Annotated in this window: 20 protein-coding genes, 1 tRNA gene and 2 pseudogenes; 14 read left to right on the top strand and 9 right to left on the bottom strand. The window is 60.3% G+C overall.

The features are described from left to right. Positions 1-11: 11 nt before the first annotated feature. From tnpC to N2603_RS37905, 4 genes and pseudogenes are all read left to right on the top strand, one after another. Positions 12-1,676, top strand: a complete 1,665-nt coding sequence (tnpC, locus tag N2603_RS37920; protein ID WP_260386190.1) for an IS66 family transposase — start codon at positions 12-14, stop codon at positions 1,674-1,676. Between the two features lie 69 nt (positions 1,677-1,745). Continuing rightward, the gene (locus N2603_RS37915) at positions 1,746-2,258 is read left to right on the top strand and encodes a DUF5343 domain-containing protein (protein WP_260386189.1); all 513 of its coding nucleotides are present in this window, start codon (positions 1,746-1,748) and stop codon (positions 2,256-2,258) included. Between the two features lie 594 nt (positions 2,259-2,852). Continuing rightward, positions 2,853-4,619 (top strand): annotated as a pseudogene (locus N2603_RS37910) (PQQ-dependent dehydrogenase, methanol/ethanol family); the annotation flags it as partial. 213 nt (positions 4,620-4,832) lie between these two features. Then, on the top strand, positions 4,833-5,708 hold the full coding sequence (locus N2603_RS37905) for an alpha/beta hydrolase (protein WP_260424352.1): 876 nt from the start codon (positions 4,833-4,835) through the stop codon (positions 5,706-5,708). A 150-nt stretch (positions 5,709-5,858) separates the two neighbouring features. Here N2603_RS37905 and N2603_RS37900 read toward each other — a convergent pair whose 3' ends face one another. Continuing rightward, complete coding sequence (locus tag N2603_RS37900; protein WP_260386188.1) at positions 5,859-6,461, bottom strand: hypothetical protein; 603 nt, start codon at positions 6,459-6,461, stop codon at positions 5,859-5,861. Between the two features lie 127 nt (positions 6,462-6,588). Then, on the bottom strand, positions 6,589-7,506 hold the full coding sequence (locus N2603_RS37895; RefSeq protein WP_260386187.1) for a helix-turn-helix transcriptional regulator: 918 nt from the start codon (positions 7,504-7,506) through the stop codon (positions 6,589-6,591). A 174-nt stretch (positions 7,507-7,680) separates the two neighbouring features. Between N2603_RS37895 and N2603_RS37890 the strand changes: the two genes are divergently transcribed. The 10 genes from N2603_RS37890 (at position 7,681) to N2603_RS37845 (ending at position 15,159) form a co-directional block, all read left to right on the top strand. Continuing rightward, entirely contained in the window at positions 7,681-8,373 is a 693-nt protein-coding gene (locus N2603_RS37890) for a DUF2604 domain-containing protein (RefSeq protein WP_260386186.1), read from the top strand. Then, positions 8,373-8,966 (top strand): putative metal-binding protein, encoded by a 594-nt coding sequence (locus N2603_RS37885; RefSeq protein ID WP_260386185.1) that lies wholly within the window; start codon positions 8,373-8,375, stop codon positions 8,964-8,966. Before N2603_RS37890 ends, N2603_RS37885 begins: the two co-directional genes overlap by 1 nt. Further along, on the top strand, positions 8,963-9,475 hold the full coding sequence (locus tag N2603_RS37880) for a Mov34/MPN/PAD-1 family protein (RefSeq protein ID WP_260386184.1): 513 nt from the start codon (positions 8,963-8,965) through the stop codon (positions 9,473-9,475). Before N2603_RS37885 ends, N2603_RS37880 begins: the two co-directional genes overlap by 4 nt. A gap of 2 nt (positions 9,476-9,477) precedes the next feature. Further along, a complete protein-coding gene (locus N2603_RS37875) occupies positions 9,478-11,022 on the top strand; it encodes an E2 ligase fold family C protein (protein WP_260386183.1) in 1,545 nt (514 codons plus the stop codon). Positions 11,023-11,096: 74 nt separating this feature from the next. After that, the gene (locus tag N2603_RS37870; protein WP_260386182.1) at positions 11,097-12,014 is read left to right on the top strand and encodes an AAA family ATPase; all 918 of its coding nucleotides are present in this window, start codon (positions 11,097-11,099) and stop codon (positions 12,012-12,014) included. Between the two features lie 2 nt (positions 12,015-12,016). After that, entirely contained in the window at positions 12,017-12,496 is a 480-nt protein-coding gene (locus tag N2603_RS37865; RefSeq protein ID WP_260386181.1) for a hypothetical protein, read from the top strand. Continuing rightward, entirely contained in the window at positions 12,493-12,999 is a 507-nt protein-coding gene (locus N2603_RS37860) for an HORMA domain containing protein (protein WP_260386180.1), read from the top strand. The genes N2603_RS37865 and N2603_RS37860 overlap by 4 nt, the downstream gene beginning before the upstream one ends. Continuing rightward, entirely contained in the window at positions 12,999-13,898 is a 900-nt protein-coding gene (locus N2603_RS37855) for a CBASS oligonucleotide cyclase (RefSeq protein WP_260386179.1), read from the top strand. The genes N2603_RS37860 and N2603_RS37855 overlap by 1 nt, the downstream gene beginning before the upstream one ends. Before the next feature lie 13 nt (positions 13,899-13,911). After that, on the top strand, positions 13,912-14,634 hold the full coding sequence (locus N2603_RS37850; protein WP_260386178.1) for a DUF6602 domain-containing protein: 723 nt from the start codon (positions 13,912-13,914) through the stop codon (positions 14,632-14,634). A gap of 210 nt (positions 14,635-14,844) precedes the next feature. Continuing rightward, a complete protein-coding gene (locus N2603_RS37845) occupies positions 14,845-15,159 on the top strand; it encodes a phospholipase effector Tle1 domain-containing protein (RefSeq protein WP_260386177.1) in 315 nt (104 codons plus the stop codon). Between the two features lie 424 nt (positions 15,160-15,583). Here the strand turns inward: N2603_RS37845 and N2603_RS37840 are convergent. The 7 genes and pseudogenes from N2603_RS37840 to N2603_RS44900 form a co-directional block, all read right to left on the bottom strand. Continuing rightward, positions 15,584-16,770, bottom strand: a protein-coding gene (locus N2603_RS37840) for an IS3 family transposase (protein ID WP_260386094.1) whose coding sequence is annotated in 2 segments (ribosomal slippage) — positions 15,584-16,518 and positions 16,518-16,770 — 1,188 coding nt in all. Because the reading frame shifts where the segments join, the coding sequence is not laid out codon by codon here. 439 nt (positions 16,771-17,209) lie between these two features. Further along, a tRNA-Ile gene (locus N2603_RS37835) sits at positions 17,210-17,285 on the bottom strand. An 86-nt stretch (positions 17,286-17,371) separates the two neighbouring features. Then, positions 17,372-17,596: a hypothetical protein gene (locus tag N2603_RS37830; protein WP_260386176.1), complete on the bottom strand. Its 225-nt coding sequence runs from the start codon at positions 17,594-17,596 to the stop codon at positions 17,372-17,374. Positions 17,597-17,740: 144 nt separating this feature from the next. Continuing rightward, positions 17,741-18,466, bottom strand: coding sequence for an energy transducer TonB (locus tag N2603_RS37825; protein WP_260386175.1), 726 nt, complete (start codon positions 18,464-18,466; stop codon positions 17,741-17,743). After that, a complete protein-coding gene (gene exbD, locus N2603_RS37820) occupies positions 18,463-18,897 on the bottom strand; it encodes a TonB system transport protein ExbD (RefSeq protein ID WP_260424351.1) in 435 nt (144 codons plus the stop codon). The genes N2603_RS37825 and exbD overlap by 4 nt, the downstream gene beginning before the upstream one ends. A 5-nt stretch (positions 18,898-18,902) precedes the next feature. Then, positions 18,903-19,712, bottom strand: a complete 810-nt coding sequence (exbB, locus tag N2603_RS37815; protein ID WP_260386174.1) for a tonB-system energizer ExbB — start codon at positions 19,710-19,712, stop codon at positions 18,903-18,905. Positions 19,713-19,757: 45 nt separating this feature from the next. Further along, positions 19,758-21,502: pseudogene (locus tag N2603_RS44900) on the bottom strand (TonB-dependent receptor domain-containing protein). Between the last annotated feature and the right edge of the window lie 43 nt (positions 21,503-21,545).

The following is a 21,545-nucleotide window of genomic DNA, read 5'->3' as shown; positions in this document are numbered from 1 at the left end:
TCAATGGCTTCATGACATCGAAGCCGGGCGCTCTTCCTTCGGACCTCGCGAGTGCCTACATGGCGCTGCTGGCTGAGCGTGAGGCGCTGCTGGCTGAACGCGATGTGGCCGTCGCGGATGCCGCCAACGCGCGGGCGGAGCTGTCGGACAACGAGGCGCTGATCGCGCATCTCGAGCTGCGGATCGAGAAGCTCAAACGCGAACTGTACGGGCAGCGCTCCGAGCGCACGGCGCGGCTGATCGAGCAGTTGGAATTGGAGCTCGAAGAACTCGTCACCACGGCGAGCGAGGATGAGCTTGCCGCGCAGGCCGCGGCGGCAAAGGCGCAGAAAGTCCGCGCCTTCACGCGCAAGCGACCGGTACGCAAGCCCTGGCCGGACGACATCGAACACGAGCGCGTCGTTATCGAGGCTCCGACGACCTGCGCCTGCTGCGGCGGATCGCGGCTGGCGAAGATCGGCGAGGATGTGACCAAGACGCTGGAGGAGATCCCGCGTCGCTTCAAGGTCGTCGAGACGGTGCGGGAAAAGTTCACCTGCCGCGATTGCGAGAAGATCAGCCAGCCGCCCGCGCCGTTCCATGCCACGCCGCGCGGCTTCATCGGCCCGCAATTGCTGGCGACCATCCTGTTCGACAAGTTCGGCATGCATATCCCGCTCAACCGCCAGAGCGCGCGCTTCAAGTGCGAGAGGATCGACCTGCCGTTGTCGACGCTGGCCGACCAAGTCGGCCACGGGACCTTCGCCGTCATGCCGCTCTTCCACCTGATCGAGCGTCATGTGCTCGCGGCCGAGCGCCTGCACGGCGACGACACCACCATCCGCATCCTGGCGAAAGGTAAGTGCGTGACCGGGCGCATCTGGACCTATGTCCGCGATGACCGCCCCTTCGCCGGACCTGCGCCGCCGGCGGCGGTCTATTACGCCTCGAGCGACCGACGCGGCCAGCATCCGCAGAAGCATCTGGCCGCCTTCACCGGCATCCTGCAAGCCGACTGCTACAATGGCTTCGAGCCGCTGTTCGACCCGCAAAAGAAGGTGTTGCCGATCACGCCGGCATTTTGCTTCGCCCATGCGCGGCGGGGCTTCTTCGAACTGGCTGACATCGAGAAAACCGTCCGGGAAGGCCAGAAAGGCAAACCGGTCTCCCCGATCGCGCTGGAGGCGGTTAGGCGCCTCGACGCGCTGTTCGAGATCGAGCGCGCCATCAACGGCCGCGGCGCGGACGAGCGGCGCGCCGTGCGCCAGGAGAAGAGCAAACCGCTTCTCGACGACATGCACGCCTGGTTGCTGCGTGAGCGCGAAACCCTCTCGCGCTCCTCCGAGGTCCTGAAGCCCATGAATTACATGCTCAGGCGCTGGGACGACTTCGCCCGCTTCCTCGACGATGGCAGGATCTGCCTCAGCAACAACGCAGCCGAAAGAGCGTTGCGGGGCATCGCATTGGGAAGGCGCAACTGGACCTTCGCCGGCTCCCAACGCGGCGCCGACCGCGCCGCCATCATGCTGACGATGATCACGACCTGCCGCCTCAACGACGTCGATCCCAAGGCCTGGCTCGCCGACGTCCTCGCCCGTATCGCCGATCTTCCCGCATCGCGTCTGCACGAACTGCTGCCCTGGGAATGGAAGCTCCTGCGCCAAGCCGACAAGCCCGCCGATCAGCCGGCCGCCTGACCTTCACGCAACGCCATCATAGAGCTCGCCGTGCCCGCGCGCATGCGTCAATCATGCGGTCCTCGTCGTATGCGTACCAAGGGCACAGGTGACAGGCCTTTGATCCCTTTCCTTAGGAGCTTGGGCTTTATTGAGCAGTCGGGTAAGCCGACCCCTGAATACAGCAAACTAAAAGGTTCGGAAGAACAGCGCCGCGTCACGATCGGCGAGGGTATCAAGAAGGCGTACCAGCCGCTTTTCGATGCCGATGAAGATGCCCACACACGCACCGGTCAAGAGCTAAGGGGCCTCGTCGCGCAGGTTGCCGGCACCGACGAAGATATGACCGCGCGCATCGCAAATACGTTCGCCGCGGTCGCGAAGCTCGGCAAGTTCGTCAAAGGCCCAAAAGATGACACCGACAAAAGCAAGGAGAAAGATAATCAAGACAACGAGGCCGACGAACACTTGACCGTGAGCAAGAAGATCAAAGGCCTGCGGACTGAATTTCACTACAACATACAGGTCGTGCTGCCATCCAACGCGACCGAGGAAGTATATCTGAATACCCGCGTGAATAACCTTTTGAGATCGCCGCCCTGAGCGCTGCGATCTCGTGCTTCAGAAACTCGTTCGCGACGAGCAGCACAGCGCTTTTGCCATCTCCCGCGCGGCGTCCCCGTAGGCTCGATGGTCAGCAGGGAGTTTATGTCGCGACCGTGTTTGCAATCTGGCGCACCGATTCAGGTTATCGACTGGAGAGCCGGCAGAATGGGCGCAGCGAAAGAAAGTCGTCCCAGCGCAATTGCAGACATCTATACGGGCCGACGGTCACGCGTAGTTGTGCCCGACCGATAAACCGCATGAAGTCCAGTTGACGGCTGCGCCTCAGCTTGAGGGTGGTGTCCCCCGAGAGACCCAAGGACGATGCTTTGGCTCAGGATCGCAAGCAGCCAATCGGATCGACGCACGTAGGACTGCCGGCTTTGAGGATTCCCAAGAGAACACTCCTTTAGACGCGGCGGAGGAAAGCGCGGCCCTTCTATCCGGATTCAGCGTCAACATCTCGATGGATGCCTGATGTACAAATTCTGGTTGAAACGTCATTCTCGTGCACGATAATGACAAAGCAATTGGGGGGTAGGCGCCCTTAGTTTGGAGGTGTCAATGTATAGATTTGTTTTCGCAATTTGGGGAATGCTGCAGCTGCTTCTTGGTATGCAGATCGCCGAGGCCAATGACGCTCTGATCAAGCTTTCTCAAGATCCAAAAGGTTGGGTCTTGCCGACCGGTGACTACGCTAACACACGATATTCGAAGCTCCGTCAGATCAACGCTAGCAACGTTGACCGATTGCAGGTGGCATGGACATTCTCAACGGGCGTTTTGCGCGGGCACCAAGGCGGGCCGCTCATCGTCGGGAACACGATGTACGTTCACACCCCATTTCCGAATAAGGTTTATGCTCTGGATCTGTCGGACGACAATAAGGTTCTTTGGAAATACGAGCCAAAACAAGATCCGAACGTAATTCCAGTGATGTGCTGCGATACCGTGAGCCAAGGTGTCTCTTTCGCAGATGGCAAAATCTTCCTGTATCAGGCGGACACTAAGCTGGTAGCTATCGACGCGAATACCGGCAAGCTCGTGTGGAGTGTCGCGAATGGCGACCCCACGCAGGCGCAGACTGCGACCTCGGCGCCCTTTATTGTGAAAGACAAGGTGCTGGTCGGTCTATCCGGGGCCGATTTCGGAGTGCGATGCCACGTTACGGCCTACGACATTCGGTCCGGCCAGAGAATCTGGCGGGCATTCTCAGCCGGTCCGGACGACGACACGCTTGTTGATCCCGAGAGGACCACTGAGCTTGGCAAGCCGGTAGGGCAAAACTCGAGCTTGAAAACTTGGCGAGCCGAGCAATGGCAGACCGGTGGGGGATGCGCGTCCGCCTGGATGTCCTACGATCCAACGTTGAATCTCTTCTACTATGGCACCGGAAAGCCGGGAAATTGGAATCCAAAACAACGTCCTGGCGAGAACAAGTGGTCGACAGCGATCTTCGCCCGCAACCCTGATACTGGTGTCGCCAAATGGGTCTATCAGCTTACTCCGCACAATGAGTGGGCGTATGACACCGGCGAAATGATCCTGACCGATCAGCAGATCGGTGCGACACAGCGCAAGTTGATCACCCACTTTGATGGAAGTGGCCTCGCATATACGCTGGATCGGAGTAATGGCGAACTGATCACCGCGGAAAAGTACGACGCGTCGGTCAATTGGACGTCTGGCGTGGACATGAACAAGAATTCGCCGACCTATGGGCGACCCAAAGTAGTCGATCGGTACTCAACCGATGTTGCTGGAGCTGACGTCAACACAAAGGGCGTGTGCCCGTCATCTTTCGGAGCCAAGAATGAGCAACCGGCGGCCTACTCACCCGATACGCAGCTGTTCTATGTTCCGACGACTCATGCGTGCATGGACTATGAACCGTACAATGTAAATTACACGGCTGGCCAACCCTATGTTGGTGCGTCAGTTTCGACATACCCGCCCCCCGGCGCGAGCAATCTTGGCAACCTCATCGCCTGGGATGGCAGGTCTGGCAAGATAGTTTGGTCGAATAAGGAGCAATTTTCCGTCGAGTCTGGGGTGCTGGCGACTGCAGGGAACGTCGTGTTTTATGGAACGCTTGAGGGGTATCTCAAGGCGATCGACGCAAAGACCGGAAAGGAGCTTTACAAGTTCAAGACGCCCTCGGGAATAATTGGCAACGTTACGACATACGAGCATGCTGGCAAACAGTACGTTGCGGTGATGTCTGGAGTAGGCGGCAGATCGGGGCAAGGGATTGCGATGGGAAGCGATGATCCAAACGCGAATCTCGGAGCCGTCGGAGGATATTCTCAATTGTCGCAATATACTGCTCTCGGTGGGACGGTTACTGCGTTTGCATTGCCAGATGGCGCCGACGCGTCAGCTGACGCAGCCGCGCTACCGGATGGGGTCAAAGCTCTCCAGCCTGTTTACTATGCGACTAATCGGGTAGTTACGGATAGCGGGACGCTCAAGACGAGCTCATTCACTTCCGAGAGAAATGCTAATCCGAACTCGGAAAGTCTAAAATACGGATTGACGGTCGTAAGTATACCGGAAGTTCATCAGATCGGGCAGGTGGAGCGTCCATTCGACATTTGGCAAGCTCTATATCAGCCATGGAATATTATAAAATTGCTGACGGATAAAGAGCGCGACGGCGAACACTTCAGAATTCGATCAATCACCCCTTTGGGTGAGCGCCAGTTCGTTGAGGCGCTGCGGACCAGAACAGAGTCCGATAGCATTCTGCTCTTTGTTCACGGATACTACACATCATTCGAGCGTGCAGTCTTCAAGGCTGCCCAAATGGCGTATGATGCAAACTTCAAAGGGCACGTCCTCGTTTTCTCCTGGCCATCGGCGGATGCGCTGGCTGACTATGACTACGATGAGGTTGCTGCTGATACTTCGAAAAACGATCTGCTGAAAGTATTTCAACTCCTGAAGGAAGTGTCCGGAAAAAAGCTCTACATCGTTGCCCACAGTCTGGGAAACAAAGTAGTGCTTGACACACTCGAGCTTGCCGCAGCCAAGAACGCTGATCTTAACATCTCAGAGTTGGTGATGGCCGCACCTGACGTTGATTATATAAGATACGGGGACGCCACTAAGGCGATAAAGGCGTTAGCTCACAATATGACCATGTACGCATCGTCCGCCGACTGGGCGTTGACGGTGTCGAGCATCAAAGCGCGGGCCATCCGTGCAGGATATATAGATTCAGGCAAGCAGCCGAATCTCTACAGCGGGGTCGATACAATCGATGTGACCGCCGTGGGCGACGACATGCTGAAGATCAATCACGATACTTCATCCAAGAGTCGCATGGTTTTGGAAGACATTGGCCACTTGATAAGTTCACGCAATCACCAGCTACCAGACGAAAGAATCACCACTTTGAAATCCCTGGTAGGAAAGGAAGCGATGAAGTACTGGTATTATCCCCGATGATGAGAGGGGGCTTTCAAGATCGTTCTTTCCATAGAGTGCCCGGGGAGCCATCTCTCAAGGCGCGTAAAACCGAGGACGATCTCCTTCCTGATGTGTGACCCCGGCTGAAGCAGCTAGCGACGGGCGGCTCCCTCAATGCAATACGAAAGTTCAGCTGTAACCGCCTTGGCTACTCTCTTCTTGTCGAAGCGTCTGGAGCGCGACCTTGTTGGAAGTTTCCTTAAAACGACGAGCGAAGGCGGCTCGGCCGGCCTGCTTATGGAAGGACTCCACTTTCGTTTCCTCCACGAGGAACAGTCGCAGGAGATGGCGCAGGGTTGCATCGTCGCGCCGGCCATGACGGTTAGACAATAGTTCGCGAGCCGCCCCCGATTTGGCGTGGGCCGCGAGTAGCCGGGGCGCGAATACGGGATTCCGGAGTTCCGCGCTACGCGCGATCAGGATTGTTCTGACGCACCACAGAATTCTCTTCGCTTGCAATGAGGAGTTAAGTCCCTCGCCAAATCTCGCTAAGAACCATCCGAATTCGCTCGCTCTAGCTATCTCGGACTGATAGTCGGACTTGAAGCGAAAGGACTTCTTGAGCTTCAACAGATATCCTTGCGGATCGATTATGGCCTTCGCCTCGTAGGCGAGGTGACAAGCAAAAAGATCACCTTGCTTGGCGTCGAGCTTCAGTCGAAGCCACGGATACAGAAAAATCGATGCATGCCCCACCGAAATGTGGCGTGTCTCGTCGTTAAGATTGACCATCAGTAGATCGGTGTCCGATCTCTCTTCTTGGTCCGATCTTGCGACACTTCCGAACAATAGAGTCGCGACTACTGACATGACCAGCCGTCTGCTCGTTTCGAAAGTCGCAGACTTTCTAGGAATCGAATCAATTGATCGATCCCGATGCCTGAGCGCGCGCAAGCGCCTCGATCGCCATCTGGCGCGCTGCAGCACGTGCCTGCGTGACTTCGTCTCGGTTTTGCAGGACGATCTGTTGCTTTTCGGGTTTGAGAACGCCCAGCTCGACGTCCAGATTGTATTCGTTCATGAGATAGAAGCTAAGACTTAGCCGGCATGGTCGTATCAGGCGCCCGCCTGACATGGCGTGCTCCGCGGCAACAGCGGCTTGGCGCTCCGGCGTCAGGCCTGGGTTCGGAACGATCACGAGATTGATCCTGTGGATCCACTCGAAATCCAGTGCGGGATCGACGGGAGAAGCCCGCTGCGCGCCGACCGAGCTAATGCGGTTCAGATTGTAGTCTCGAAAGTCGTTGTGTTCGCGCGACCAGCATCGCAGGTACCACCGGCCTGCGCTATGGGCCAGTGCATGGGGAGCGATGTCTCGGGGACGCCGTTCGGAGCCGGTCAATGAAGAGTAGGTGACGGAGATCTCAAGTCTGTTCCGGACCGCGTCGAGAACGCGCAGCAAGATCGCCGGATCGGTAGGTGGGCGACCCAAGGTCACGACCTCGACCGGCGGAATGGAGTCGAACCACGTGTCCTCTTGCCGCATCCAGCGGTTCTCGATGGCGACGAGTTGCAGCAGATACCGCTCGACCGTCTCGCCGATGAAGGCCGGCTTGAAGTCGCCGGTTCGCTTGTAGGCCTTCTCCACACGGTCGTACGCCAGATTCATCGGAGCGATTTTCTCGTACTGGGAAATGTCGGCCGAGGCTTGCTGGGCGGAAATTCCAAAGGTGTCGACCATGTCGCTACGATTGAACCGGCTCGCCCAAAACAAACGAAAATCGATGAATTCGAGCCTTCGTCGAACGCCCCACCGCAGTTTTTCGCCTTCATCCATTTGAAGCACCTCGTAAAAGTCGACACGTAACCAAATTATTGCTCTAGTTACTTGACGCAATATCGACTCCTACCCATATATATATTATGGACAGAGCCTCGTGTGCGCAAAGCCTCGGGCCTTGGTTAACGCGATTGCCCAAGGTTTGGGCGGGATAACTTGAGAGGCACATCAATGAGCGACTTGAAAGAAAAGTTTGCGTTCGACGTCGAGGGCGTAGAATATCATAGCGAAAACAAAGAGATGAGCGGCCGTGAAGTTCGCTCGCATTCGGGGCACAACCCGGCGGCCGACTGGTGCCTGATCCAGATCAACGACGGCTACACGAGTTCGGTTGGTCTCGAGGCGTCGGTGAAGCTCGGCGGCGGGGCCAAGCCGCACTTCCGCACCATGAAGAGCGACCGGGTCTTCGAGTTCACCGTCGAGGACCTCGGCTGGGAGTGGGGCTCCCCGACCATCGCCGAGGCGGACGTGCGTACCTACGGCAAAATCGCCGACGACCGCGAGATCGTGGTCGAGGTGATCGGTCAGGAAGAGATCGTCGTGCCGCGCGGCGGAACGATCGATTTGGCAGGGCCGAAGATCGAGCGCATCTATACCCGCGAAAGCCATCTGCCGAACAAGTTGCACGTCATCTTCGTGATCAACGGCGAGCCCACCCCCGTTGAGGGCAAGCCTGCCGAGCAGTTGGTCAAGCTGCTCGAGAAGGCGCTCAAGGAGAGCGAAAACACCGGCCAGCCCGTCGACGCCTGGCAGGTGACCGACGAGCCCGGCAACGTGCTGGACGTGTCGAAGACCCTTGCCGAGCTCGACATCAAGGACGGCGCGACCCTGCTGGCGAGCCTCAAAGCCGGAGCGGCAGGCTGATGATGCAGGCCGTCGACAGCGAGGTCAGCCGGCGCAAATTCGAGCGCGAAGTCGGTCATCTCCGCGAGATTGAGCCCACGCTGATCTCGCGCGGCTGGTGGGTCATGTCGGCCGATTTTCCGTGCGTGAAAGTCGCCTTCGCGACCGTCGGGATGCGCCCGCGGGTCATCCCGTTCGCGGTCAAGGCGGATTTCACCGACTACGATGTCCGGCCTTTGGCGATCACCTTCGTCGACCCCTTCGAGGATCGGGAGCTGGCTGCGTCGGAGATGATGACGCATCTTCCGCGGCTGCTGCCAGTCGATCCCGCTGTCCCGACAGAGGTCGCCGCGCAAATGCCGCCGCAGAGAATTAACCTGTACCAGCACTATCCGCACATGCCGACGACGCCGGGCTTCCTTTGTTTGCCTGGCACTCGCGCTTATCACGAGCATCCCGCGCATTCGGGCGATTCCTGGGAGCTTCATCGGAACACAGGTGAGGGGCGCCTTTTCGCCTTGCTGGAGACGGTGTGGCGCTACGGCACGGCGCCCATCCAGCAGTTTCAGTTTGCGGTCAATGTCATGCTCGGCCAGTCAGAGATTCCGGCATGAAGGTGTCCTTGACGGAGGTCGTCTCGGTGACGCTGCCGCGTTCCGTGGTGAAGCGCACCCACGCGCATCTTGCCGCGACGGGCAGGCGTGGCCTCGAGGGCATGGCGCTCTGGGCAGGCGTTCAGGAAGGCGAAGTCTTTAATATCCGCGAAGTCATCATTCCGGAACAACAGGGCGTTCGCAGCGATCACGGTCTAGCCGTCATGGTGCCGGGTCCCGAACTGCACCGCATCAACCTGCACCTATACAAGTCAAAGCTGCGGTTGTTGGCGCAGATTCACAGCCATCCGACGCACGCCTTCCACAGCGAGATGGACGACGAGTACGCGATCGCGACGGCGCTCGGTGCGTTCTCGGTGGTCGTACCGGACTTTGCGCGCGATCCCTTCTCCTTCGCGGGTTGCGCGATCTACCGGCTCACGCCGCGTCCTTGGTGGAAGCCGGGTACACGTCCTGAATGGAAGTCGGTCGACGCCGCCGCCACCATCTTCAACATCGTGGAGGGCTGACGATGGGCCTTGCCCCTTTCTTCGACCGCGCGCGCCAGAGCGCTGCGCAAGTGCTGCGCGACATCCATCCCGACGCCTTCGAGCGTCGATTGGCCGAGACGGTGGTGACGCTCGCCTTCGATTCCCAAGCGGCTTCGACCGCAGAGGGCTTGGCATCGCTCGATATGGCGGCGCGACTCATTGCCCGGCTCTATCCGCGCGTTCGCGTGCGGATGCTTGACGGCGACGACGTGCTGGTGGACGAGCTGATCGCGTTGATGCGCAACATCAATCCGAATCTGGAGATCGTGACTGAGATCGGCACCGAACTTCACGTGGCGGTGGTCGCCGGCGGAACAAACCTCGAGTCCGACGCGACCATCTACATGGGGTCCGATCGGTGGATCGCCCGCGTCTCGACCGTCGCTCCGGTTCGCTCGGTCGGAAGTCCGAACCCTTTCGGGGCCGGCGCAGCGGCGTGTATCGCCATGGCGAACGTGTTCCGGGCGGTCTTCGCGTCGTGGATGGCCAAGCCGGGCCTCGACATCGAGGTCACGTTTTCTCTGCTCAACTTCGAGATGGGATCGCGTGCTGCCAATACCGACCTTCCGGCCGGTCTTGATTTTGGCCTGGTCCAGCTCGCCGGGGTGGGCGCCATCGGAAACGCTTTCGTGTGGGCCCTGTCGCGGTTGCGTGGCGTGAAGGGCGAGATCGACCTTATCGACCACGAAACCGTCGACCTGACAAATCTGCAACGTTACTTGCTCACCGCAATCACTGACGTCGACGCCTCCAAAGTCGCGCTAGCGGCCTCGGCGTTGAAAGACAGCGGCATCGAAGCGCGAGCCTTCGCGACGACCTGGGCCGGATACGTGGAACAAGTGGGCCATCATTGCTTCGACCGCGTCGCTGTGGCGCTCGACACCGTACGTGACCGTATTCAGGTCCAAGGCTCGCTGCCGCGACGCGTGTACAACGCGTGGACCCAAGCCGGCGACCTCGGAGTCTCGCGACATGGGTTTGACGGCAACGAGGCATGCCTGGCGTGCTTGTATTTGCCTACCGGTAAGCGCCGGAATGAGGACGAGATCGTCGCGGAAGAATTGGGGTTGCGGACGCAAGAACAGATTCTTCGCGTGCGCGCCATGCTCCACCTGGGCACACCCGTCGGCGAACAGTTCGTGCGGGAGATCGCCGCCAACGTCGGCACAGACGCGGCGACTCTCCTGCCGTTTGCCGACCTACCGCTTCGCGCGTTTCGTCAGAAAGCGATCTGCGGCAACGCCATCTTGCGCGCTGCTGACGGTGCAGGACCAGAACTGGAAGTGCCCATGGCTTTCCAATCTGCGCTGGCGGGCGTGATGCTCGCGGCCGAGATCGTCGCGTCGACACCTAATGTTCGGGCCGCGCCTCCTGCAACGCGCTCGGTCGTCGATCTGACGCGTGCTCTACCCAGCCGCATCACGTTTCCTTTCTTGAAGCGGGCGCCGGGTCCGATTCGTTGCATCTGCCAGGACCCGGACTACGTCGGCGTCTACCGCGCGAAGTACGGCGCAGAAGCGGTCTGACGCACGATCACAGACGAAGAACGGAAACAGCGATTTGGGTCATGGAGATCTGCATTAACACCCGGAGATAAGACGTGACGGCACAGCTCAAGGCGCTTTCCGCGGAGATCGAACTTCCCAAGGGGATTCAGCGCATCGTTTCCCTTCCAAACGACCAACTCGGCGTCCTCTGGAATTCGATCGTCCTGGATGCGGCGATCAAAGAGAAGCTCCTGGCGCAGGCGACCCTCAATTTCGCCATGCGGGGCAAGGTATCGCGCACCGTGATTCCCCTGCACGGCGTCATCTTGTTGGTCGGCCCCCCGGGCACGGGCAAGACCTCGTTGGCCCGCGGCCTTGCGCATCGGGTCGCGAAGGCATTTCCTCAGGAGAAGTTCCGCCTGCTGGAGGTCGAGCCGCATCAGCTGGCCAGCTCCTCGTTGGGCAAGAGCCAGCGGGCCGTCACCGAACTCTTCAGCCAGGCGATCGCCGAGGCGGCCACGTCGGGCCCGGTCGTGGTGCTGCTCGACGAGGTTGAAACGCTCGCCGCCGACAGGACCAAATTGAGCATGGATGCCAATCCGGTCGACGTGCACCGCGCTACCGACGCGGTTCTCGTTCAGCTGGATCAGCTCGCCGAAAAGTACCCGCAGCTGCTCTTCGTCGCGACCAGCAACTTCCCCCGCGCAGTAGACGACGCGTTCACCTCGCGCTGCGATCTCGTCCTAGAGATCCCACTCCCCTCGAAGGATGCCTGCGCCGAAATCCTCAAGGATTGCTTGACCGGACTTGGCACGACCTATTCCGCGATCGGCAAGCTAGCCGACAAGTCAGGCTTCGCTGAATGTGCGGGCGCCTGCGTCGGTCTTGACGGCCGGGCCATCCGCAAGCTGGTCGCAAGCGCGATCGCGACTGACATCGATACCGCACTGCATCCGGAGAAGCTCACCCTTGCTCAGATCCTGGCCGCTGCCAAGGCGGCCAAGGCCGCCCGCGCGGCGACGGAGCGCTGACCATGAGCACCGTCTTCCGCCGTACCTTCGCCGCCACGCCCGCCCGCGACGCCCTCTCCACCTGGAGCGCGATCGTCGATCTGCTGGCGCCCGGCGCCTCGCATCCGGCCCGCAAGGAGATGACGGCGGTCGCCGGCATCGCGGCCAGCATCATCTCCGACCGCTCGCCGAAGGACCACGCCATCGTGGCCACCTGCGAGGGACCGCGCACCCGGGTCTATTGCATCTTCGACGACGACGCGGTCGACAGCACCGACGCCAACGAAGCCGCTCTCGGTTACGACCCGCTGAAGGGCGACTGGGCCGTCTCGCTGCCCTGCGACGTCGACGAGCTCGATTGGGTGCAGCGGGCGCTGAAGAAGCACAGCGACAGGATCACGGCGCGCGAACTCGACGCGCCGGTCGCCGCCGACCAGGACGAGCCGGCCACGGCGGCGAAGCTTTCGCTGGTCCCCGACCTGAAGGGATTGCTCGAACCATGACCGCAGTCGCCGTAAACGTCTATACGCACACGCACTCGGTCACTTACGTGGCCGAAAACATCCTCAAAAGCATGAAGGACATCATCCGCCTCAGCGGCCTCGACCCGTCCGAGTTCGTGAAGGACTGGGACTTGCACATGCGCGGCATCGACGGCTGGCTCCGCTCCGGCGAGCTCGAGCGCGTCAAGCTCGACATCTTCCATCCGCGCACCGGCGAGCTGCTCTTCCAGTGGAAGATCGATATCTCCTACAGCTGGACGGGCGGTGACGGTAGCTTCTGGACCGACACCGAGCAGCTGAAGTACGCGATCCGCAAGGCCGGCGTGGTGCCGAGCGAGGCGAAGTACGACCTGCGTCTCAAGGTTAAGCCGGGCCACCGCGAGATCGACGGCTGGAGCACGGGCGCGGCGCGGTCGACCGACGGGATGGTCCGCCAGAGCCTCGGCACCACCATCGGCCACGGCAGCCTCAGCGGCAGCACGTCTTACCTGAGGAAGCCCTGATGCTGACGACCAACGAAGCCTTCCGCAAGTTCAAGAGCAAGCTCGAGCTGAACCAACGCGAGCAGGAGAACGCCTCGTCACGCGAGAAGGAGGTGCGCGAATATCTCGACACCAAATTCTCGATCGACAGCGACTTCCTTACCGGCTCATACGCGCGATGGACCAAGACGAAGCCGCTCAAGGACGTCGACATCTTCTTCGTGCTGAACCCGAACAAGCACGACTACCGCTCCAAGGCGCCATCTGTGGTGCTTGGCGACTTCAATGATGCGCTCGTCGACAAGTACGGCGACAAGGCCGTCAAGAAGCAGGGCCGGTCGATCAACGTCGACTTCGGCGTGCACGTCGATGCCGATGACAACACCGACTACCGCATCATGAGCGTCGACGCGGTACCAGCCTTCGTCGCCGGCGACGACTATGAGATCCCCGACAAGGATCTAGGCAAGTGGATCAAAACCAACCCGAAGACTCATGCAGAGAAGGCGACGGCGGCCCACCAGGCCTATTCCAGGAAATGGAAGGGGCTGGTTCGCATGGTCAAGTATTGGAACAACAATCCGAAGCACGGCGAGAAGCCGATTAAGCCATCCTTCCTGATCGAGGTCATGGCGCTGCAGGTGCTGTACGGCGGCTTCGGCGGCAGCTTCGACAGGGAAATTCAGAGCTTCTTCGCCACGCTGGCCGACCACATCTTCGACACTTGGCCGGATCCGGCCGGACTCGGTCCGCCGATCAGCGATGGCATGGACCAGGCGCGCAAGGAACGCGCACGTGGTCTGCTGCGCGCGGCGGAGCAGGAAGCCGCATACGCGATCGATCTCGGCCGCAAAGGCCGTCAAGGGGATTCGCTGAAGGCCTGGCGCGCCCTTTTCGGCGCGAAGTTTCCGCTATCGTGAGGAGAACTTTGCCGTGACTGAGTGGTCCCTTTCCGTGCTGCTGTCCGGGCTGCACGACGACATCCAACAGAAGCTCGCCATCGCGCGCCGCTCGTTCGCCCATCCGGGAACGAAGGGCGACGCAAGCGAACAAGTCTGGCTGGAGATGCTGCAGGACTACCTGCCCCAACGATACCAGGCCGCATCGGCCCACATCGTCGACAGTCACGGCAATTTCAGCGATCAGATCGACGTCGTCGTCTTCGATCGGCAATATTCACCGTTCATCTTCAAATACCAGGGACAGACAATCGTGCCGGCGGAAAGCGTCTATGCCGCGTTCGAAGCCAAACAGGCGATCAACGCGTCCATGGTCGAGTACGCGCAGAAGAAGGTGGCCTCCGTGCGGCGCCTTCACCGCACCAGCCTGCCGATACCGCACGCTGGCGGGACCTATCCGGCCAAGCCGCTAATACCAATTCTCGGCGGCCTGCTCACCTTCGAGAGCGAATGGAGCCCGCCCTTCGGCGCGCCGCTGGAGCGTGCGCTCGCGGTAGTGGACGAGTTCGAAAGGTTGGAGATGGGGTGCGTCGCCGCCCATGGACACTTCACGTTCGACACGATCGCGAAAACCTACACCTTCACGAAGGAAGGACGACCGGCGACGGCGTTCCTCTTCAATCTGATTTCCACGCTCCAGTTCAGCGGAACGGTCCCGATGATCGACATCCAGGCCTACGCCCGCTGGCTGTCATGAACCATCCGGAACGCATGTCATGAAGAAAATTCTCCGGTTCTTCGAACGCCCGCGCACACCATCGGCTTCCTTCTCGCCAGCGTCTGGATCAGAGTGCGGGTCGGCCGGCCTGCAGAGAAGAGCGGTAGCCAGCCGACGTTCGCCGGCGCGGACCAGAAGCAGAAGCGATAGGCGATCTACTTCGACGGCACGTGGACGAACGTCTGGTGGATGCTGGCGCTCACCGCGGCGAAGAGCAAGGACGACAAGCCTCAGCTGGTCTATTACTCGGTCGGCGTCAACGGCGTGCTCGGAGGCATGTTCGGCCAAGGATTGGACGACAACATCCGCCTGGCCTACGAATGGCTGATCGAGAACTACAACGATGGCGACGAGATCTTTATATTCGGATTCAGCCGCGGCGCATGCACCGCGAGAGCGCTCGCTGGTCTGATCGCCATCGACGGCGTCCTGAAGGCCGGCTCCCCGATCGGCGTCGGCGAACTGTTCGAGCGCTATGAGAAGGGCGACGAGCCGCTAGGGTGATCCGGGTGCAGACAGAGCGCCGATCGCTCCATTTCATATCGTCGGTCGAGAGGGGCGCGCTGGCTCCTGAGAAACGACCTGTTCGGCCCAATTATCAAGGGTCTCGTCGGCGTTCCTGAATAGCGCCGCGCGGGCCGGGTCATGGAGCATGATCTGCTTCAGAGTTTGGCCGGCGATAGAATCCTTGAACGCGACTTGACGACCAAAGGATTCTAGGGCGTGCAGGCCGAATTCTGGCTGAGAAGCCGCACGTCGTCGCTGTGGAGGTGACCGAGAAACATTTGGGGCTCACGTGCGGTGTCGTGGCAAACCGTCCAGCCAGGCGGGCCTGAAGGCATTCCGCGGCGCTGCCATCCTGTCTCAGAATAGCAAAGACATGGAAGAGCGAATGCCTTTCCAATGAGGTTGACCTGCCACTGCATTTTCATCCAGCGGCAGTTAGAGTCTCGCGGTTTTGTACGCCAAGTGGCGCGGATGGAGCAACGGACGATCGGCGGAGCTGGTCGGGGTTGCGCAGCCGATCGTCCGTTGCGGTGAGGTGGGCGGCGTAGGCCGCGGGGGTCAGGTATTTCAGCGACGAGTGGGGACGCTGGAGATTGTAGTCGGCGACCCAGTTGGCGATCTTGGCGCGGGCGTCATCGAGATCGAAGAACAGGGTCTCGTTGAGTAGCTCATCGCGCATCCGGCCATTGAAACTCTCGACGAAGCCGTTCTGCATCGGCTTTCCCGGCGCAATGAAGTGCCAATCGATGGCTGCGTCCTTGCACCAAGCGAGCATGGCGTTGCAGGTGAATTCGGTGCCATGGTCGGACACGATCATTCCTGGCTTGCCGCGTCGCTGGACGATTGCCGTCAGTTCGCGGGCCACGCGCCGCCCCGAGATCGACGTCTCCGGAATGGCGCCCAGGCATTCCTTGGTGACGTCGTCGACGATGTTGAGGATGCGGAAGCGTCGGCCATTGGCGAACTGGTCGTGGACGAAGTCCAGCGACCAGCGCGCGTTCGGCCTCGCCTCGACCAGGATCGGGGCACGGGTCCCCACGGCCTTGCGGCGAGCCCGCCGTTTGCGGACGGTGAGCCCTTCCTCGCGGTAAAGCCGGTAGATCCGGTTGATCCCCGATGGCTCGCCCTCCCGCCGCAGCAAGACGAACAACCGGCGATAGCCGAAACGCCGCCGCTCGTTGGCGAGATCGCGCAATCGGCCACGCAGAACTGCGTCCGGCGGGCGGCTGGAGCGATAGCGGATCATCTTCCGATCCGCCCCCACAATCGAGCAGGCCCGCCGTTCCGACAGGCTCATGACGGCCTGCAGATGCGCGATCGCAGCGCGCTTGGCGGCGGGCCCTACCATTTTTTTGAAAGGAGCTCGCGAAGTGCGGCCGCATCGAGCATCTGCTCGGCCAGAAGCTTCTTCAGCTTCGCGTTCTCCTCTTCCAAGGCCCTCAGCCGCTTCGCTTCGGAAACGTCCATACCGCCGAATTTGGCCTTCCAATTGTAGATCGTCGCCTCGGAAACACCGTGCTTGCGAGCCAGGTCGGCTGTCTTCGCCCCAGCCTCATGCTCCTTCAATACCGCGATAATCTGCTCTTCCGTGAACCTTGCTCGCTTCATCTGTCCGTCCTTCTTCGGGCCGGACTCTAACTCCTTCTGGAGGAAATACGCAGTGGCAGGTCAAGGTCTATACTGGACTCGCGGCCGCTCGAATTCACCATGTAGAGAATGACGCGCCCAGACTCCACCATCGCACGAAACGTGACGTCGGCGACTTCCTGTTCATGGAATACGAACTTCGTGGATGACTTCCTCATAGCTTGTTCCTCAAGTGGTCTTTGAGTGCCTGTCGGGACTTGCAAATCGAGGAAGAACGCTGAATAGACCCCCCTCGCTTTGGTCGAGCTCCAGAATCGGCGAAAAAAACGAGACGAAATTCGTAACTGTTTACAGGGGATCTGCGGTCGAGTCGTTCTCAAAACGAAATCGAGTCGTTCTTAAAGCGGAAACCGAGTCGTTCTCAAAGTGTCCGCACCACAAAAAAAAGAAGGGCGAAGCGTGGTGGGCCCGGCAGGACTCGAACCTGCAACCAGACCGTTATGAGCGGCCGGCTCTAACCATTGAGCTACAGGCCCCGCTGCGGGCAGCGCTGAAAGATGGCCGGCAACGGTGCGCGGGTCGTCTACAGGATGGCCGGCACTCAGGCAATCCCAAATTGTTCCTATTGAGTCACGTACTGAACCGGAATTACAGCCATCGCGGCGGATCGAGGTAAGCGACAACAACCCCGATCGTTGCGCGCCAGACCATCACTTGCTCCGGACGTGATGCTGCTCACGTCCACGGACTCGGCTGCGGCCATGACGCGATTCCGCATGGCGATCATGTCGACGATCTCGTCGCCGAGCATCTGCACCATCCCCACAGTGATCACTGCGATGACCATGGTCCACTGGAGATCGTTCGAAATTAGGATCGTGGCTGAGCTGTTCTCTCAACGCAGTAAAATTGGCCGTCGAAACCGCACGCTACCGTCATAAAGCTGCAAGAGAGCGCTATTGTTTCGGTCGAGAGACAAGCTGATGCAGCGTCAGCGGGCGAAGCTGACCGGTGCGAGGTAGGTGTCGCGCGTCCTCGGCTTGGCGGCCGGAAATGCCGGGAAGGGGCTGGCGCGCCGGAGGAGGTCAAGCGCCTCGCGGTCGAGCACCGCATTACCGGAGGATTTTGCCACCGCGCTGTCGATCACTTCGCCGGCACGGTTCAATTCAAACCGTACGGCGACCGTGCCGGACGCGCCGTGCGCCGCCTCGGGATAGCGCTTGAACCGCTGCAGGTGACCGAACACCAGTGCGTTGTAGGCGTTCGCGCTCGCTTCGGTGAATTTCCCGACATGCTCTGTTTTCGGCGGCGCACGGGTTTCCGGCGCGGGCGGCCGAGGCTCCGGCTTCGGCTGCTCGAGCTGCTTCGGTGTTTCCTGCGGCAGCGTCACCTCGGCCTGTTGCTGCGGCGGTGGCGGCTGCTCGACCTGTTCGACCGGTTGCTCCTGCTTGGGCGGTTCCCTCGGCGCCTCCTCAGCCTGCTGCATCGCTGGCCCGACCGCGATGTCCTGGTCCTGGATTTCGGGCGAGCTGGCGTCGACCGGCGCGAGCGTCACGCTGATGGCGGGGATGATGTTGGGTTCAGGCGCCGGCCGGTGAGCGTACCAGAACACAATGCCCGCCACGAGCGCCGCATGCGCCAGCAGGATAATCACGCCGGCGATGCTCCAGCGCGAGAGGCCTTGCCGCTCCGGCAGGTGCAGCGTGTGCGCGTTCATGGCTTTATCGCCGGCGTTTCCAGCCCGACCAAGGCGAGCTTCAGATAGCCGGCATCACGCATGATGTTCATCACCTCCATCAGCTCGCCATAGCTCAGCGACTTGTCGGCGCGGATAAAGATCGTTTCATCCCTGTGATTGTTGGTCGCCGCATCGAGTGCACCGGGAAGCGCAGCGTGCTCAACAATGGTTTCACCGATGGCAACGCTCTGGTCCGACTTGATGGTGACGAAAACCGGCTTGTCGGGCCGCGGCTGTTCCGGCGCCGTACTTGCCGGCAGATTGATGCCGATGTCGACGGTCGCAAGCGGCGCCGCCACCATGAAGATGATCAGCAGCACCAATATGACGTCGATAAAGGGGGGGACGTTGATCTCGTGCTGGATTTCGAGATCGTCGCCACCGGAACGTGAGCGGAGACGCATCGCCATGGCCGTCACTCCGCCGCGTGCGGCAGCGGCATGGTCCGGCTGCGCTGCCCACGGCTGATCAAGAGCAGCAGTTGCGCCGAGGCGTCGCCCAACAAGGCGCGATAGCCCGCGATTAGACGGGCTAGATGGTTGTAGATCACGACGGCTGGAATGGCAGCAACCAGCCCGAGGGCGGTGGCGAGCAGCGCCTCGGCGATGCCCGGCGCCACCACCGCGAGGTTGGTGGTATGCGACTCGGAAATGCCGATGAAGGCATTCATGATGCCCCACACCGTGCCGAACAGCCCGACAAAGGGCGCGGTCGCGCCGATGGTGGCGAGGATGCCGACGCCGCGCGAAATCTGGCGTGTCATCGCCGCTTCAACGCGCTCCAGCCGCAGCGCGACGCGCTCCTGGAAGCCGTCATCGACGATGCCGCCGGACAATTCCGCCTCGCGCGCGGTCGAGAGGATCGACTGCGCGATGGCGTCGCGGTCGCCGTCGCAGTCGCGGACCGCATCGTGCAGGCTGCCGCCTTGCTCGAGCATCCCGATCCGGCGCCGCGCGCGGCTGCTCGCGAGACGCAGCTCGATGGTCTTGGCAAGCCAAACCGTCCAGGTCACGATCGAGGCGAAGGCAAGCCCGATCATCACCGCCTTCACCACGATGTCAGCATTGAGGAACATCCCCCATGGCGACAGTTTGTGTGGCAGCAGGGGATTTGGGGCTTGCGCGAACGCTGTTTCCGACAACGCGGTTGCCCCCAGGAAGCCGAGGACACCGAATATCGGCCATTGCCAGGTGCCGCACCGAAGTTTCTTTCCGATATGTTTCATCTCATTCTTTCTTGCCAGTTATCCCCCCAGTTATTCCCCAGCATCTTAGATCTTTTGCGAAATGCCGAAATAGAAGCCGCGCCGCGGCCCGAATTGCGGTGCAAACACGCCGATGCCACTGCCGTCCCTGATCTCATAGATTTTGTCGAACACGTTTACGACATCGAAGCGCAGTGTGGTCGGCTTGTTCGGCGCGGCAAGGAAGAAATCGTGCGATAGCCCCATGTTGACCTGCGTGTAGGACGGCACGTGCTCCGTGTTGGCAAAGCCCGATCGAAGTCCACTGCCAAAGATCATGTTGGCGGAGAAGCGCGTGCCGTTCCACAAGTAGGACGCGCCGGCCGATGCGGTCAGGATTTGGGTGTGGTCACTATAGATGTAGTGACTAGCGGCATAAGCCAATTCATCCGGATTGAAGAGATACTGATTCGAGACGACCTGGGTGGCGAGCTGCCGTGCCCAGGCGAGATTGCCGTACATCTTCAAATTGCCGTTGGTGTAGCTCAGCTTGAGCTCGACGCCGAGATTGTTTGCCTTTGCATAGTTGAACCCATCGAGCACATAGGCTTGGCCGAACTGACCATCATCCAAAAGATCGGTTGCGATCTTGTAGTAGCCGTCGAGACCGAACTCGAGACCCGGGATCGGGTAGATCTTCTGGACTACGCCGACATCGAAGACGTGGGCCCGTTCCGGCAGCACCGGATCGTTCTGGGTTACGGCGGGGGCAGCCACAGTGTTCTGGTAAAGCGCCGTGTTGGCGGGCGAAGCGACGATCTGCGGAGGCGGCGTGAAGGTTCGCGCGTAGCCTGCATGGAACGTGGTTCCGTCGTAGGGCTTCCAGGTCAGGCTAACGCGCGGGCTAAACTGGTGACGCCGACATATTGCCACATCTGGTCGAAACGCAATCCAGCGTTGAGGGTCAACTGGTTGGTGATCCTCCACTCGCCCTGCAAATAGCTGCCGAACAGCCAGCCTAGCTTCGAGCTGGAGTCGTAAAGGGTGACGGGCGAAAGCGGGTTGCCTGTGACCGGATCGAGCGCCTGCGGATTGACGCCAGTGGGATCGCTCAGGAACGTGGTATTGATGCCGGTCACCAAAGATTGTTCGGCACTGACCATAAATCCAAATCTCAGCGTGTGCGCATCGGCCACGCGCCAGGCGGTATCCTCTTGAAAGCCGTTGACGTAGCTCTGACGGTAGACGTCCGAAGCAATTCCGTTGATGATGAGATCGCCGATCGGGTCGGGCATGAAGTGGAGCTGGTTGTAGCGGTTAAAATAAGAGATCTGATAGTCGATATCCTCGTGCGAATGTTGGTAGGCGAGCACGTTGAACTGGCTGAGTTCCCGCTGCCGCTCGTTGAGATTTGAAGAATCAAAACTGGAGACGGTCGGGGTCGCAAGGCTGGATGGCTGTCCCGGATTGTTGGGGATCTGAAACAGCGAGTTTGACACGCCGCTGATCAGCGTCAGGCGGCTCTCCGGATCGATGACGGTGGAGAGATAGAGAAAGCCCTTTTCCTGCGCCGTGCGGTCGTGAATGGCTTGATTCCCGGGTGTCGGATTCTCGATACCGAGTTGATTGCCGAAATAGCGGCCCGACACGTAATATTGGGTTTGTCCGACCGTGCCGCCGTATTCCGCCCATGGAGTGATGGTCGAATGACTGCCGCCGTAGACGCTGACCGTGCCGGAATTGTTGAAGGCATCCGCCTTGGTCTGGATGTCCAGCACACCGGCGGTGCGCAGGCCATATTGCGCCGGCAGGGCGCCGTAAAGCAGCGCCATGCTGCCGACAATGCCGGAATCGAGGAACTGTCCGAAGCCACCG

Origin of the sequence: Bradyrhizobium huanghuaihaiense (assembly GCF_025200885.1) — a bacterium.
In the GTDB taxonomy this organism is placed as follows: Bacteria; Pseudomonadota; Alphaproteobacteria; order Rhizobiales; family Xanthobacteraceae; genus Bradyrhizobium; species Bradyrhizobium huanghuaihaiense.
This window is presented reverse-complemented; position numbering and strand designations above follow the sequence as displayed.